Here is a 14,625-nt window from a genome sequence, read left to right on the forward strand (position 1 = left end):
GGGTGATTGGGACGCTGGTCCTAGTCCTTGTGTTGGGAGCGGAGAGATGGCGCGCCTCACAGCTCTTCTCGGTGCCGTCGCGGCTGTCGTGTCGGCCACGGTGTTCCTGACCGCCGCGCCGGTCGCGGCCCACGACCACCCCAGCGGCATCACGGACCTGGTCACCCCCGCCGTGGTGCGCCTCGAAGCGGTCTCCCACGTGGAGATCACCCTGCTCGACCACATCGGCGAGCTCAAACACGTGGAGCGGTCCTACGACATCCCCTTCGCCTCCGGCACCGGCACGGTCGTCAACCCCGACGGCACCGTCGTCGGCCTGCGCCGCCTGGCGGTCAACCCCGACGACGTCGCCGTCTACGCCGCCAACAGGATCTTCGCCGAGCACCACAAGGTGAAGATCCCGGCCGACTACAAGAAGCACAAGCTCTCCGACGACCGGCTCAACCACCACCTGCAGGAGTGCTACCCGCCCAAGACCGACACCGCCACCTGCATCATCGACGTCACGACCGAGATCACCGCCTACCCCAACGTCACCCCCGCCAGCACCGACGGCTACAAGGTCAAGTGCATCAAGGCCGGCCCCGACCCCGACGACCCCGCGGTGCTGGTGCCGCTGACCCCCGCGACCGGCGTAGGCATGCCGACCGCGCCGCTGGCCGACAAGGTGCCCGACCAGGTGGGCTCGCCCACCAACGTCGCGGGCTTCCTCGGCCGCCCCGGCCCGGACGTGCAGCACAGCGTCACGATCGCGCACCTCGGGCAGGGCGGCGGCAAGGGCCAGACGGGCCGGCCGTTCGCCGACCCGGAGAAGAAGGTGGACGAGCCTGCCGAGCTGGGCGCCATGGCCGACAAGGGCATGGTGGGCGCGCCGGTCATCGGCGACAAGGACGGCCACGTCATCGGCCTGCTCATCGGCGGCGGCAAGGAAGGCAAGATGCTCGGGGTCCGCGAGGTCCTGAACGTCCTCACCCAGGCCAAGGTGACGCCGCGTCGCGGCGCCATCGACACCGCGTTCGAGGCGGCGCTCGCCCGCTACCACACCAAGTACTACACCGAGGCCGCGCCGGGCTTCCAGCGCGTGCTGGAGCTCTACCCCGGCGACGTGGTGGCCGCCAACCTGCTCAAGACCACGCTGGCCAAGCGCGGCGGCCCCGAGGACCAGGGCACCAAGCAGCTCGCCGCGCCCCCGGCCTCCTCCTCCCGGCCGCTGTGGCCGTTCCTGGTGGCGGCGGGCGTGCTCTTCATCGCGGCGGGCGGCGGGGCGTATCTGCTGTGGCGCCGCCGCGCTCCTGACAGACGTACGGAAGAACTGCCGCCACCGCTTGCGACCGGCCCCGCCTACGACGAAGGCGCCAGCCAGACCGTCGTCGTCCGGCGCTCCCAGCCGTTCCAGGCGGTCCCGCAGCAGCAGCAGCAGGTGCTGACGGCGCAGGAGGGCCCGATGAAGTACTGCGTGTCCTGCGGCATGAGGCTGGGCGCCGGCCACCGCTTCTGCGGCTACTGCGGTCACCCCATCGAGACGTGATGCACTTGAACGACAGATCGCTCATCGGCCAGGAGGTGGCCGGGTACTACATCGAGGACATCGTCGGCAAGGGCGGCATGGCCGTCGTCTACCTGGCGCTCGACCCCCGGCTGAGCCGCCGCGTCGCGCTGAAGATCCTCAACCCGGTGCTCAGCGTCGACGACCGGTTCAGGCAGCGGTTCATCCTGGAGTCCAGGACCGTCGCCAGCATCGAGCACCCCAACATCATCCCGATCTACGAGGCCAACGCCGACGCCGACGGCGTGCTCTACATCGCCATGCGCTACGTGGACGGCCTCGACCTGCGCCGCTTCATCCACGACCGGGGGCCGCTCCCGCTCGGCCCGGCCAACCGCATCTTCGCGCAGGTGGCCGCCGCGCTCGACGCCGCGCACGCCCACGACCTCATCCACCGCGACGTCAAACCGGCCAACATCCTGCTGGCCGGCGACCACGTCTACCTCACCGACTTCGGCATCACCAAGCACCGCTCGTCCATCTCGGGGCTGACCCAGACCGACCAGTTCATCGGCACGCCCCGGTACATGTCGCCCGAGCAGATCAACAAGGAGCACATCGACGGGCGCTGCGACCAGTACGCGCTGGCCTGCGTGGTCTACGAGGCGCTGTCGGGGCGGCTGCCGTTCCAGCGGGAGAACGACATCGCGCTGCTGTGGGCGCACCTCGCCGAGCAGCCCGTGCCGCTGTCGCACATCAGGCCCGAGCTGCCGCCGCAGGTGGACGCGGTGATGGCGCGGGCGCTGGCCAAGTCGCCCGAGCAGCGCTACGCCACCTGCACCGAGTTCGTCACCGCGCTCCGCGACGCGATCAGCGGCCCCCAGGCCGACCCCGACGCGCTGCTGGGCGGCGGCCTGGTGCCGCGCCCCGGGACGAGCCCGCACTCCGGCCCGTACTCCGTGCCGGGCTCCTCCGGGCCGCGCTCGAATCCGGGCTCGTTCCCGGGCTCAGGCCCGCACTCCATGCCCGGCGGCTCCTCGGGGCCCCACTCCGTGCCGGGCTCCTCGGGGCCGCACTCCTATCCTTACGGAGGGCCGCCGTCCGGCCCGCACCCAAGCCCGGGAACCTACGCCCCCGCGCCGACCGCCAGGCCCGCCGCCCGCGGCAAGCGTCCCGGCCGGGTGCCGATCGTGGCGGTCACGCTGGTCGCCGCCGTCACCGCGCTGGCGCTGGTGGCGTTCATCGTCTTCAGCCACCGCGGCGACACCTGGACGCGCTACCAGCCCAGCCCGGCCGCGCCGGTCGCCTTCGACTACCCCGGCGACTGGACGGCGCGCACCCACCGGGACCTGTTCGCCGTGGCCTCGCCGCACGCGACGGAGTTCGAGTCGCTGTTCGTGGCCGGTCCCGGCGCCGACTGGTCGGCGATCTCGCAGGTCATCGCCGACGACCCGGAGGGCGCCTCCGGCGTGTACGTGCAGATCTCCGACACCCTGGACCCGGCGGGCGACTCCGACTCGATGAAGGCCAAGATGGACTCCCTGCTGCCCGGCACGGTCGACGTCGGCAAGCCGGTGCAGGACCAGGCGGGCAACAAACCGGCCACCCGCTTCGACGGCTCCATCATCGACCAGTCGAGCGGCGCGCGGCTCGGCTTCGTCAGCTACGTGATCGCCCGGCAGCCCAAGAACATGCTCGTGATGTACTTCTGCGCCAAGTCGAACTGCGACGACGCGACCCAGGCCCGCTTCAGGCAGAGCATCCAGGTCTCATGAGCGGGCGCCCGTGACTTGGAACTGACTTGTGCCCTGCTTGACCTGGGTGTTCAAGGGATATCCCCGGAGTCTACCCTCCGGCTGTGGGCATACGCATAGTCATCGCGGACGATCAGGCGATGGTGAGAGCCGGGCTGCGCATGGTCGTCGACAGCGACCCCGGCATGGAAGTCGTCGGCGAGGCGGCCGACGGGCGGGAGGCGATCTCCGTGGCGCGGCGCACGCGCCCGGACATCGTCCTCATGGACATCTCGATGCCCCGGCTGGACGGGCTGTCGGCGGCCAGGGAGCTGCTCGACACGCCGTCGCCGCCGAAGGTCATCACGCTGACGACGTTCGACACCGACGAGAACCTCTACGCGGCGCTGCGCGCCGGCACCAGCGGGTTCCTGCTGAAGGTCTCGCCGCCGGAGCAGCTCCTCGAGGCCATCCGGGTGGTGCACGCGGGCGACGCGCTGCTCGACCCGGCGGTGACCAGCCGGGTGATCGCCACGTTCGCCGGGCGGGCCGAGCCGAAGCCGTCGCCGATGCTGGGCGAGCTGACGCCGCGCGAGCTGGAGGTGCTGCGGCTGCTGGCGCGCGGCCTCACCAACGCCGAGATCGCGGGCGAGCTGTTCGTGGGGGAGGCGACGGTGAAGACGCACGTGGCGCGGGTGCTCATGAAGCTGTCCCTGCGCGACCGGGCGCAGGCGGTGGTGTTCGCGTACGAGTCGGGGGTCGTCCGGCCGGGTGCGGCCTGAGGTTGTAGGCAACCATCGGGCCATATGTGTATATTTTTCGGCATAAGGCGGCCGATACAGGAGATTTTCATGCGAGCGTTCCCCCGAGTACTGTTCGACGAGGCCCACAGCGAGTCGTGGACCGTGCGGCGCGAGGTGGCCGAGGCCATCAACCCCGCCCACCCCGATGACAACAGTTATGCGCGGGCGGCGGAGCTGCTGCGCCATCTCGGCCACACGGTGACCGCCCGCACCACGGGAACGCTCCAACCCGGCGTCCTCGCCGAGCAGGACGTGCTGGTCATCGCGCACCCCTCGGGCGAGCGCTGGGAGCGCACCACCGGCCAGGGCAGCCCCGTCCTGTCCGCCGAGGAGCTCGACGCCGTCGAGGCGTACGTGGCCGCCGGCGGCGGGCTCGTCGTGCTGGCCGAGGAGGAGCAGGACAAGTACGGCAACAACCTGCGCGACCTGCTCGCCCGTTTCGGCCTCGGCGTCGGCCACACCACGGTCCGCGACCCCGGCCACGCCCACCAGGGCGTCGCGACCTGGGTGCGCGCCGAGCGCGCCACCACGGGCGGCCTGCTCGCCGGCGTGCGGGACGCCTGCTTCTACCGCAGCGGCGTGCTGACCGTGGAGCCGGGCCGCGACGCCACCGTGCTGTTCACCACCTCCGCCACGGCCGACCCGGCGGGCGCGCCGCTCGCGGTGGCCGTGCGGCACGGGCAGGGCAGGGTCGTCGCGTTCGCCGACTCCGACCTGTTCGGCGACGACTCGATCGACGACTACGACCACCGCGCCCTCTGGGGCAACGTCGTCACCTGGGCCGCCCGCGTCCCCGAGGACGGCGCGGCGGCCGGCGCCCGCGACGCGGTGAAGGCGGAGCTGTTCGCCCGGCTCAAGGAGATCGTGGAGGAGCTGCGGCCGCTGCAGGTCAAGGACGGCTCGGTGCCGGAGGAGGCCAAGGAGCGGGCCGCCGCGCTGGTCGAGCGGGTCGGCGCCACCGTCGGCGAGCTGGCGCCGCACTTCCCGCACGACGCCGCGTACCTGGAGGCGGTCCGCGCGGACCTCGCCAAGTGGGCCGCGTCCGGGCTCGGCGTCCCCGACTTCCTCGACTCGCTCGACCTGTTCCACCCCGACACCCAGCGCGTGGACGGCCTGGAGCACCTGGTCGTCTTCCCGATGTACACCCAGAACGGCAACCCCAACCGCAACCTGGAGGCCGTCTGGATCCGGACGATCTGGCCGGACTGGCTGGCCCGGCTGGAGGCGGGCGGCTACGACAACCCGATGTTCGTGCCGATCGCCTTCCAGGACTTCACCTCCGGCTACGACACCCACTCGGCCGTGCTCTTCCCCGAGACCGTCGCGGTGCGGCAGACGCCGGCCCGCTTCACCTGGGGCGGCATCTTCGCCGACCGCGAGGCCGCGCGCTTCCGCCGGGTCTCGGCAGCGGCGGCCGAGACGCTCAAGCTGGACCTGCCGCCGGACGCCGCCCGGCTGCTGGACTCGCAGCCGCTCGCCGAGGACACCTTCGTGCTGTGGGACCTCGTCCACGACCGCACGCACAGCCACGGCGACCTGCCGTTCGACCCGTTCATGATCAAGCAGCGGATGCCGTACTGGCTGTACTCGCTGGAGGAGCTGCGCTGCGACCTGACCGCGTTCGGCGAGGCGGTGAAGCTGGAGCGCGAGGGCGTGCCGCACGCCCGCTACGTCCAGCACGCGATCCTGTTCGACCGGCTGTTCCGCTTCCCGATCAGCGGTGACCGGGTGCGCAACTACGACGGGCTCGGCGGCCAGCTCCTGTTCGCCTACCTGCACCGCAACGACGTCATCCGCTGGACCGACAACCGGCTGTCGATCGACTGGGCGCGCGTCGCCGACGGCGTGGCCGACCTGCGCGGCGAGGTGGAGAAGCTCTACCGCGATAGCATCGACCGGTCCAAGCTCGCCCACTGGCTGGCCGCCCACGAGCTGGTCAGCGCCTACGTGGCCCCGCACCCGGCGTCCGTCTGGGCCAAGGGCGTCGCGGCGCTGCCGGAGGAGCAGAAGGCCAAGGTGGACGCGGTCCTGCCGGACGAGTTCCCCCTGAGCATGTTCTACGAGGCACTGCGTCGTAAGCTGACGGACGTCGTCGAATCGACTAAGGGGCTGCGCGCATGATCATCTTGGTGACGGGGGCCGGCGGCCCCACCGGCGAGGCCGTGACGGCGCACTTCCGCAAGGACGGCCACACCGTCATCGGCGTCGACAAGGACGACGTCGACCTGCTCGACCGCGCCGCCGTGCAGCGGCTCGCCGAGCGTGTCGAGCGCGAGCACGGCCGCGTGGACGGCGTGGTCCACCTGGTCGGCGGCTGGCGCGGGTCAGCGTCCTTCGCCGAGACCTCGCTCGACGACTGGGACCTGCTGCACGACCTGCTGATCCGCACCCTCCAGCACGTCTCGCTGGCCTTCGAGCCGCTGCTGCGCCGCAGCGACAACGGCCGCTTCGTGATCGTCTCGGCCAAGGCGGCGGAGAAGCCGTCCGCCGGCGGCGCGGCCTACTCCGCGGCCAAGGCGGCGGCGGAGGCGTGGACGCTCTCCCTGGCCGACGCGCTGTCCGGCACCTCGTCGGCGGCCGTCGTCCTCGTCGTCAAGGCCCTCGTCAACGACGCGATGCGGGCCGCCAAGCCGCAGGCCCGCTTCGCCGGCTTCACCGACGTCAACGACCTCGCCGCGGCGATCGGCGGACTCTACGACCGCCCCGCCGCCGAGCTCAACGGCACCCGATTGGACCTCACCTCTTGATCCCCCGGCACGACCCCCATCTCAAGGCGTTCGCCAGCGACAACTACGCCGGCGTCCACCCGGAGATCCTGCAGGCCATCGCCACGGCCAACGGCGGACACCAGATCGCCTACGGCGAGGACGCCTACACCGAGGCGCTGCAGGACGTCTTCCGCCGCCACTTCGGCGAGCAGGCGCAGGCGTGGCCCGTCTTCAACGGCACGGCCGCGAACGTCGTCTCCCTGCGGGCGATGACCCGCCCGTGGGAGGCGGTCATCTGCGCCGAGAGCGCCCACATCAACACCGACGAGGGCGGCGCCCCCGAGGTCACGGCCGGGATCAAGCTCCTGCCCGTGCCCACGCCGGACGGCAAGCTCACCCCCGAGCTGGTCGACCGGCAGGCGTGGGGCTTCGGCGACGTGCACCGCGCGCAGCCGCGCGTGGTGTCGGTGTCCAACACCACCGAGCTCGGCACCCTCTACACCCCTGACGAGCTCGCCGCGCTCTGCGCGCACGCCCACGAGCGGGGGCTGCTCGTCCACCTCGACGGTTCCCGGCTCACCAACGCCGCCGCCGCGCTCGACGTGCCCCTGCGGGCGCTCACCACGGACGTCGGCGTGGACGTGCTCTCCTTCGGCGGCACCAAGATCGGGCTGCTGTACGGCGAGGCCGTCGTCGTGCTCAACCCCGAGGCGGCGAGCGGCGTCGACTACATCCGCAAGACGTTCATGCAGCTGTCGTCGAAGATGCGCTTCGTCTCGGCGCAGTTCGAGGCGCTGCTCGCCGGCGACCTGTGGCTGCGCAACGCCCGCCAGGCCAACGCCATGGGGCGGCGGCTGGCCGACGCCGTCCGCGACATCCCCGGCGTCGTCCTGCCCCGGCCGGTCGAGGCCAACGCGGTCTTCGCCGTCCTGCCGCCCGACGTCACCGAGCGCCTGCAGAAGCGCTTCCGCTTCTACACCTGGAACGAGGCCACCGGCGAGGTCCGCTGGATGTGCGCCTTCGACACCACCGAGGCCGACGTGGACGCCTTCGCCGCGGCGGTCGCCGAGGAGATGGCGGCCTCAGCCGGCTGACCGCCGGCGCGATCAGGGGCGCAGGGCGAGCCGGGCGGCCTGCCAGCCGCCCATGCCGTGCGCCCCGCCGCCCGGCGGCGTGGCCGCCGAGCACAGGAACACCCCCGGCAGCGGGGTGCGCCACGGTGCCGGCGACCACACCGGGCGGCGCAGGAACTGCGCGAGGCTGGACAGCCCGCCGGAGATGTCGCCGCCCACCAGGTTGGCGTCGAACGCCTCCAGCTCGGCCGGGCCCATGGCGTGCCGGGCCAGCACCCGCTCGCGGAAGCCGGGGGCGTACCTCTCGATCTGGGCCTCGATCGCGCCGGTCAGGTCGGCGCGCGAGCCGTTCGGGACGTGGCAGTAGGCCCACAAGGTGTGCCCGCCCCGCGTCGGATCGGCCGCGTACGGCTGCACCACCAGCACGTACGGCCGCGGCGACACCCGCCCGGCCGCCGACTCCGCCTCGCTGAGCGCGATCTCCTCCAGCGTCCCCCCGAGATGGACCGTGCCCGCCCCGGCGACCGCCGGATCCCGCCACGGCACGGGCCCGTCCAGCGCCCAGTCGAGCTTGAACACCCCCGGGCCGTAGCGGTAGCGCTCCAGCCGCCGCCGGTAGCCGGCCGGCAGGTCGGCCATGGCGAGCAGTTGCCTGGGCGTCACGTCGAGCACCACGACGGGCGCCCGCACCTCGGCCAGCCGCCGCACCCGGTGCCCGGTGACGGCCTCGCCGCCCAGCGCGCGCAGCTCGGCCACCAGCGCGTCGGCCAGCACCTGCGACCCGCCCCGCACCAGCGGCCAGCCCACCGAGTGGGCCAGGGACGCCAGCAGCAGGCCGTAGCCGGCGCTGACGGGGGAGCGCAGGTCGAGGACGGAGTGCGCGGCCATGCCGGCGAGCACCGCCCGCGCCTCGGTCGTGCGGAAGGCCCGCCGCGCGAACGTGGTGGCGGGCAGCAGCGCCACCGCCCCGAACGCCGCCGCCTGCGCGAACGCCGCCGGCGGCACGCCGCCCCACGGCCCGAGCGGCTTGAGCAGCAGCTCCACCAGCGGCGGCCCGGCCCGCGCGGTCGCGCCGACGGTCGCCAGCCAGGCACGCCGGTCACGGCCGAGCCCGGCGGCGGTGTGGACGGGATCGCGGTGCACCAGCACCGCCGGGCGGCCGTCCAGCGGATGGGCGGCGGGCACCGGCGGATGGACGAACTCCACGCCCTTCAGCTCCAGCCCGCGGAAGGCGGGGGAGGCGAGGGCCATCGCCATGACGGTCGCGCCGAAGTCGTGCACCCGTCCTGGCAGGGTCAGCTCGCCGGAGCGGAGCGCGCCGCCGAACCGGTCGGCCGCCTCCAGCAGCAGCACCCGGCGTCCGGCGCGGGCCAGCGTGACGGCGGCGACGAGCCCGTTGGGCCCGGAGCCGACCACCACGGCGTCAGCGTCCACCCCGGGAGCGCCCGCCTACTTCGGCTGGAGGATCGACGGGAGCGGCTGCGCGCCGCGCCGGTGCAGCAGGTCGGTCATCAGCTTGATCTCGCTGCTCTGCCCCTGGACGATCTTGCGCGCCATGTTCACCACCTCGGACCGGGTCGACAGGTCGAGCAGGCCCTCGGCCATCTCCACCCCGCCCTCATGATGGCGGATCATGAGCTGCAGGAACAGCACCTCGGCCTGCGTGCCGTCGGCCGCCTTGAGCCTGGCCAGCTCCTCCGGGGAGGCCATGCCGGGCATCAGGCCGGTGCTCGCGACGCCGGCGGGCCCGGCTGTGGGCGCTGCGGCGCCGTGCCCGTGGCCGCTCATCCACGCCATCGGCCTGTCGCCGCCCGCCTGGTCGAGCCCCCACTGCTGCAGCCAGCCGAGGAACATGCCGCGCTGGTTGGCCTGCGTGTTGATGATGTCGAAGGCCAGGCTGGAGATCTCCTTGGCGGGCCGCTTGTCCCTGACGACGAAGGACATGTCGACGGCCTGCGCGTGGTGCACGGCCATGTCGCGGGCGAACCCGGCCTCCGGCGAGGAGTCGCCGGGCGTGCCCGAGCGACCGAAGAGCAGATAGGCCGCCGCGGCGAGCACCAGCACGCCGCAGACGATGAGCACGGGGTTTCTGAGGGGCTTGTCCATGACGCGTCCAGCGTACCCACCTGGGGACGAACCTGAGATCGCTGCCTTACGTCCGCCTTATTCTCCGCATACGCCGGAAGGGCATAAGGTGACCCCTGTTGGTACGCCGATGGAGGAACGATGACGAAGGAGAAGGCGCAGGCGCGGCGCGAGCATCTGCAGAAGATGCGGGCCGACCAGAAGCGCAAACAACGCCGCGCCGCGCTGCTCATGTGGGGCACGGGCGGGCTGATCATCGTCGTCCTGGTCGGTTTGGTGGGCTTCTACCTGGTGAAGCAGGCCCGTGAGACCTCGCTGGACGCCGTGACGAGCGCCAAGTACGAAGCCGGCGAGCACGTCTGGACCCCGGTCACCTACAAGGAGACCCCGCCGGTCGGCGGCCAGCACAACAACTACTGGCAGCAGTGCGCGATCTACGACAAGCCGATCCACCCCGAGCACGCCGTCCACTCGCTGGAGCACGGCGCGACCTGGATCACCTACCGGCCCGACCTGCCGAAGGCCCAGATCGACAAGCTGAAGGAAGTCGCCACGTCCACGGGCCAGCAGAACTACATGCTGATGAGCCCGTTCCCCAACCTGCCCTCGCCGATCGTCGTGTCCTCCTGGGGCCACCAGCTCAAGCTGACCGACCCGGCCGACCCCAAGCTGCCCGCCTTCATCAAGCGCTACCAGAACGGCGCCGACACGCCGGAGCCCGGCGCGACCTGCGGCGGCGACGGCGCCATCACCACCACGGCCGACGAGGCCCCGCTGCCGCCCGAGCCCACGGGCCAGCAGAACACCCCGATGGAGACGCTCCGTCCGTCGGCCAGCCCGTCGCAGCAGCAGCAGTAGCCCCCGAGCGGGAACGACCGGCCCGGGACGTGCTCAGCCGAGCACGTCCCGGGCCGGCGTCCATTCCAGCCCGTGCGCCTCGGCCACGGGCTCGCTGGTCAGCTGCCCCTCGTGCGTGCTCAGGCCGCGGGCCAGCGCCGGGTCCTCGCGCATGGCCCGCCGCCAGCCGAGGTCGGCGATGGAAAGCGCGTACGGCAACGTGACGTTCGTCAGCGCGAACGTCGAGGTGTGCGGCACCGCCCCCGGCATGTTGGCCACGCAGTAGAACAGCGACCGGTGCACCCGGTAGGTCGGCTCCTCGTGCGTCGTCGGCCGGGAGTCCTCGAAGCAGCCGCCCTGGTCGATCGAGATGTCCACCAGCACCGAGCCCGGCTTCATCCGCGCGACCAGGTCGTTGGTCACCAGCTTGGGCGCCTTCGCGCCGGGCACCAGCACCGCGCCGATCACCAGGTCGGCCTCCGTCACCGCCCGCTCGATCTCCAGCGTGTTCGACGCGACCGTCTGGCAGTGGCCCTGGTAGATGAGGTCGGCCTGGCGCAGCTTGTCGATGTTGCTGTCCAGCAGCAGCACCTCGGCCTGCATGCCGAGGGCGATGGCGGCGGCGTTCATGCCGGACACGCCCGCCCCGATGACGACGACGTGCGCCGCGTGCACGCCGGACACGCCGCCCATCAGCACGCCCCGGCCGCCCGCCGAGCGCATCAGGTGGTAGGCGCCGACCTGCGGCGCCAGCCGGCCCGCGACCTCCGACATGGGGGCCAGCAACGGCAGCGCGCCGTTCGCTGTCTGGACGGTCTCGTACGCGACCGCCGTGCACCCCGAGTCCAGGAGCGCCCGCGTGCACGGCCGGGAGGCGGCCAGGTGGAGGTAGGTGAACAGCACCAGGCCCTTGCGCAGCCGGTGGTACTCCTCGGCGACCGGCTCCTTGACCTTCAGCACCAGGTCGGCCGCGCCCCACACCTCGTCGGCCTCCGGGACGATGACCGCGCCCGCCGCGGCGAAGTCGGCGTCGGGGATCGCCGACCCCTCGCCGGCGCCGCGCTCGACGTGGACCTGGTGGCCGTGGCGGACGAACTCGTGCACGCCCGCCGGCGTCAGCGCCACCCGGTATTCGCTGTTCTTGACCTCTACGGGAACACCGATCTTCATCGATCGCCTTCCGTCCGCGCCGATTTTGCGGTCAATCCGCGATCCGTCATGATTACCTTGCCCCGGCCGGTCCTCGATAGGCTCTCCGCGGCCCGAACGTCAGGATGGGAACGTCATCGATGGACAAGCCGGAAGCGCAGCCCCCCGCGGATCCGGAGGAGCCGCAGGCCAGCAGACTCACCACCATCGTGCTGATCGTCTCGCTCGTGCTGGTGGTGCTCGTGGCCGGCGTGCTCGGCACCGTCGCGGTCCTGATGACCAAGAACCCCGACCAGCCGCTGCTCGGCGGCGCCCCGCCGGTCAGGCTGGCGGTGCCGCTGCACTTCGCCCCGGTCAAGGACACCAAGCCCGCGCCGTGCCCGGGCGAGCAGGCCGTGCTCGACGAGGAGCAGCGCACCTGCTACCTCCTTGAGGACGGCGTCACCGTCCTGTCGGTGCAGCGCATCGAGCCGATCAGGGAGAAGGACGGCCAATACTCCGTCCGCATCGCCGTCGCCGCCGGGTTCAAGGACAAGCTGGTCGAGCTCGTCGACGAGCTGGAGCCCGACCAGCGGCAGCTCGCCGTCGTGCTCGCCCCCGCCGAGCCGGAGCAGCCCAAGACGGTGGTGGCCGCGCCCGTCGTGACCGAGCCGATGAACGGCGACAGCCTGCGCATCGCCGGGTTCACCAAGGAGGAGGCCGACGCCCTGACCGCGCGGCTGCTCGGCCCGTCCGCGGGCGCCTCGCCCGCCGCCTCCCCGCCGGGCACCGACCCCGGCACCGACCCTGGCACCGGCACGAACCCCGGGACCGACCCCGGCGCGACCCCGCCGACCACTCCGCCCGCGACCCCGCCCGCCTCGTCGGGGACGCAGCCGGGCGCCGCGACCTCTCCCGGCGTCACGAGCCCCGCCTCCGGCGCCGGCGGCGAGGACCCGCGCTACGCCTCCTGCAAGGAGGCCGTGGCGCACGGTTACGGCCCCTACTCCAAGGACTCCCACGCGGAATACTTCTGGTATCCCGACACCGACCGCAACGGCGTCGCCTGCAACAGCGGCGACCTGGGCTGATCAGGCGAAAAGCCGCTCCAGCCAGTCGATCGCGAAATAGGCGAGGAACACCAGCGACACCACCCACAGCAGCCACGGGATCTCGGCGAACCGGCCCCTGGCCGCCTTGATCAGGGTGTAGGAGATGACGCCCGCGCCGACCCCGTTGGTGATCGAGTACGTGAACGGCATCAGCGCGATGGTGAGGAACGCCGGGATCGCGACGTCCACGTCCTGCCAGGGCACGTTCCTGCTCTGCATCATCATCAGCGCCCCGACCAGCACCAGCGCGGGAGCGGCGGCCGCGGCGGGCACCACGCCGGCGAGCGGCGTGAACAGCAGCGTCAGCCCGAGCAGCGCCCCGGTCGCCACGCTGGCCAGGCCGGTGCGCGCGCCCTCGCCGACGCCCGCCGCCGACTCCACGAACACGGTGTTCGCCGAGGCGCTGACCGAGCCGCCCACCATGCCGGCGACCCCGTCCACGGTCAGGATGCGGCCGAGCCGCGGCACCTGGCCGGCCCGGTCCACCAGGCCGGCCTCGTCGCTGACGCCGATGATGGTGCCCATCGCGTCGAAGAAGCCCGACAGGACGAGTGTGAACAGCACGACGGCCGCGCTCAGCGCCCCCGCCCTGGCGAACCCGCCGAACAGGTCGAACTGCCCCACCAGCCCGAAGTCCGGCGCGGCGACCAGCGACTCGGGCACCCGCGGCGTCACCACGCCCCACGACCGGGGATCGACGGTGGCCACGGAGTTCACCAGGACCGACAGGGCCGCGGTCACCACGATGCTGATGAGGATGGCGGCCGGGGTGCGGCGGGCGTACAGGGCGATCATCAGCAGCAGGCCGAAGCAGAACATCACGACCGGCCAGCCCGTCAGATGGCCGGTGGCGCCGAGCTGCACGGGCGTGCCCGAGCCCGTGGCCACGAACCCGGCGTCCACCAGGCCGATGAGCGCGACGAACAGCCCGATGCCGACGCTGATGGCGTGCTTGAGCGCGAGCGGGATGGCGTTCATGATCAGGGTGCGCAGACCGGTCACGGCCAGCAGGATGATCACGAAGCCGCCGAGCACCACCAGGCCCATCGCCTCGCGCCACGTCATGTGGGGGGCGGCCTGGTAGGCGACGACCGCGTTGAGCCCCAGCCCGGCGGCCAGGCCGAAGGGCGCGTTGCCGACGAACGCCATGAGCAGCGTCGAGATCGCCGCCGCCAGCGCGGTGCTGGTGGTCAGCTGCACGATGGAGAGCTGGGCGCCCGTGACGTCCTTCGCCCCGGCCAGGATGATCGGGTTGAGCAGGATGATGTACGCCATGGCCATGAAGGTGGTGATCCCGCCACGCACCTCGCGGCCGACCGTGGTCTCGCGCCGGGTCAGCTCGAAGAGCCGGTCGAGCACGCCTTCCCCCCTTTGTGATCAGGGGGAGTGCCCGTTGCCTACCCGGCGCCGGACTAGATCACGCCTTCTCGTGCCTGCCGTGGCCGACCAGCCCGACGAACTCCTCCAGGCCGATCGTGCCGTCGCCGTCGCGGTCGGCGGAGCTGATGAACGCCTCGATCTCGCTCTCGGTCGCGCCCTGCCCGCCCAGCGCCTCGTTGGCGCTGCGGATCTCTTCGGCGGTCAGCAGGCCGTCGCCGTCGGTGTCGAACCGGCGGAACTCGGCCTCGGCGGCCTCGCGCGCGCTCGTCATCACGTACCT

Annotated in this window: 13 protein-coding genes; 8 read left to right on the forward strand and 5 right to left on the reverse strand. The window is 72.3% G+C overall.

Annotated elements, in window-relative coordinates:
• Positions 1–46 precede the first annotated feature (46 nt).
• The 6 genes from ABD292_RS33365 (at position 47) to ABD292_RS33390 (ending at position 7,824) form a co-directional block, all read left to right on the forward strand.
• On the forward strand, positions 47–1,528 hold the full coding sequence (locus ABD292_RS33365; protein ID WP_344214404.1) for a hypothetical protein: 1,482 nt from the start codon (positions 47–49) through the stop codon (positions 1,526–1,528).
• On the forward strand, positions 1,528–3,261 hold the full coding sequence (locus ABD292_RS33370; RefSeq protein ID WP_344214405.1) for a serine/threonine protein kinase: 1,734 nt from the start codon (positions 1,528–1,530) through the stop codon (positions 3,259–3,261). The genes ABD292_RS33365 and ABD292_RS33370 overlap by 1 nt, the downstream gene beginning before the upstream one ends.
• A gap of 83 nt (positions 3,262–3,344) precedes the next feature.
• The gene (locus tag ABD292_RS33375; protein ID WP_091076620.1) at positions 3,345–4,001 is read left to right on the forward strand and encodes a response regulator; all 657 of its coding nucleotides are present in this window, start codon (positions 3,345–3,347) and stop codon (positions 3,999–4,001) included.
• A 69-nt stretch (positions 4,002–4,070) separates the two neighbouring features.
• On the forward strand, positions 4,071–6,143 hold the full coding sequence (locus ABD292_RS33380; protein ID WP_344214409.1) for a DUF6421 family protein: 2,073 nt from the start codon (positions 4,071–4,073) through the stop codon (positions 6,141–6,143).
• Complete coding sequence (locus ABD292_RS33385; RefSeq protein WP_344214411.1) at positions 6,140–6,769, forward strand: SDR family NAD(P)-dependent oxidoreductase; 630 nt, start codon at positions 6,140–6,142, stop codon at positions 6,767–6,769. The genes ABD292_RS33380 and ABD292_RS33385 overlap by 4 nt, the downstream gene beginning before the upstream one ends.
• Positions 6,766–7,824 carry a threonine aldolase family protein gene (locus ABD292_RS33390; RefSeq protein ID WP_344214413.1) on the forward strand — a complete coding sequence of 353 codons (1,059 nt, stop codon included), beginning with the start codon at positions 6,766–6,768 and terminating at the stop codon, positions 7,822–7,824. The genes ABD292_RS33385 and ABD292_RS33390 overlap by 4 nt, the downstream gene beginning before the upstream one ends.
• A gap of 12 nt (positions 7,825–7,836) precedes the next feature.
• Here the strand turns inward: ABD292_RS33390 and ABD292_RS33395 are convergent, their stop codons facing one another.
• Complete coding sequence (locus tag ABD292_RS33395; protein ID WP_344214415.1) at positions 7,837–9,237, reverse strand: phytoene desaturase family protein; 1,401 nt, start codon at positions 9,235–9,237, stop codon at positions 7,837–7,839.
• A gap of 15 nt (positions 9,238–9,252) precedes the next feature.
• Positions 9,253–9,909 (reverse strand): DUF305 domain-containing protein, encoded by a 657-nt coding sequence (locus tag ABD292_RS33400; protein ID WP_344214417.1) that lies wholly within the window; start codon positions 9,907–9,909, stop codon positions 9,253–9,255.
• Positions 9,910–10,029: 120 nt separating this feature from the next.
• Here ABD292_RS33400 and ABD292_RS33405 point away from each other — a divergent pair, with 120 nt between their 5' ends.
• Positions 10,030–10,746 carry a thioredoxin-like domain-containing protein gene (locus ABD292_RS33405; RefSeq protein WP_344214419.1) on the forward strand — a complete coding sequence of 239 codons (717 nt, stop codon included), beginning with the start codon at positions 10,030–10,032 and terminating at the stop codon, positions 10,744–10,746.
• A gap of 33 nt (positions 10,747–10,779) precedes the next feature.
• Here the strand turns inward: ABD292_RS33405 and ald are convergent, their stop codons facing one another.
• The gene (gene ald, locus ABD292_RS33410; RefSeq protein WP_344214421.1) at positions 10,780–11,895 is read right to left on the reverse strand and encodes an alanine dehydrogenase; all 1,116 of its coding nucleotides are present in this window, start codon (positions 11,893–11,895) and stop codon (positions 10,780–10,782) included.
• A gap of 119 nt (positions 11,896–12,014) precedes the next feature.
• On the opposite strand from ald, the gene ABD292_RS33415 reads away from it, so the two are divergent.
• Complete coding sequence (locus ABD292_RS33415; protein ID WP_344214423.1) at positions 12,015–12,944, forward strand: excalibur calcium-binding domain-containing protein; 930 nt, start codon at positions 12,015–12,017, stop codon at positions 12,942–12,944.
• Here ABD292_RS33415 and ABD292_RS33420 read toward each other — a convergent pair whose 3' ends face one another.
• Entirely contained in the window at positions 12,945–14,324 is a 1,380-nt protein-coding gene (locus ABD292_RS33420; protein ID WP_344214425.1) for an NCS2 family permease, read from the reverse strand. It lies immediately after the preceding gene.
• Positions 14,325–14,382: 58 nt separating this feature from the next.
• Entirely contained in the window at positions 14,383–14,616 is a 234-nt protein-coding gene (locus tag ABD292_RS33425) for an EF-hand domain-containing protein (RefSeq protein WP_344214427.1), read from the reverse strand.
• Between the last annotated feature and the right edge of the window lie 9 nt (positions 14,617–14,625).

Source organism: Nonomuraea bangladeshensis (assembly GCF_039529455.1).
GTDB classification, from domain to species: domain Bacteria; phylum Actinomycetota; class Actinomycetes; order Streptosporangiales; family Streptosporangiaceae; genus Nonomuraea; species Nonomuraea bangladeshensis.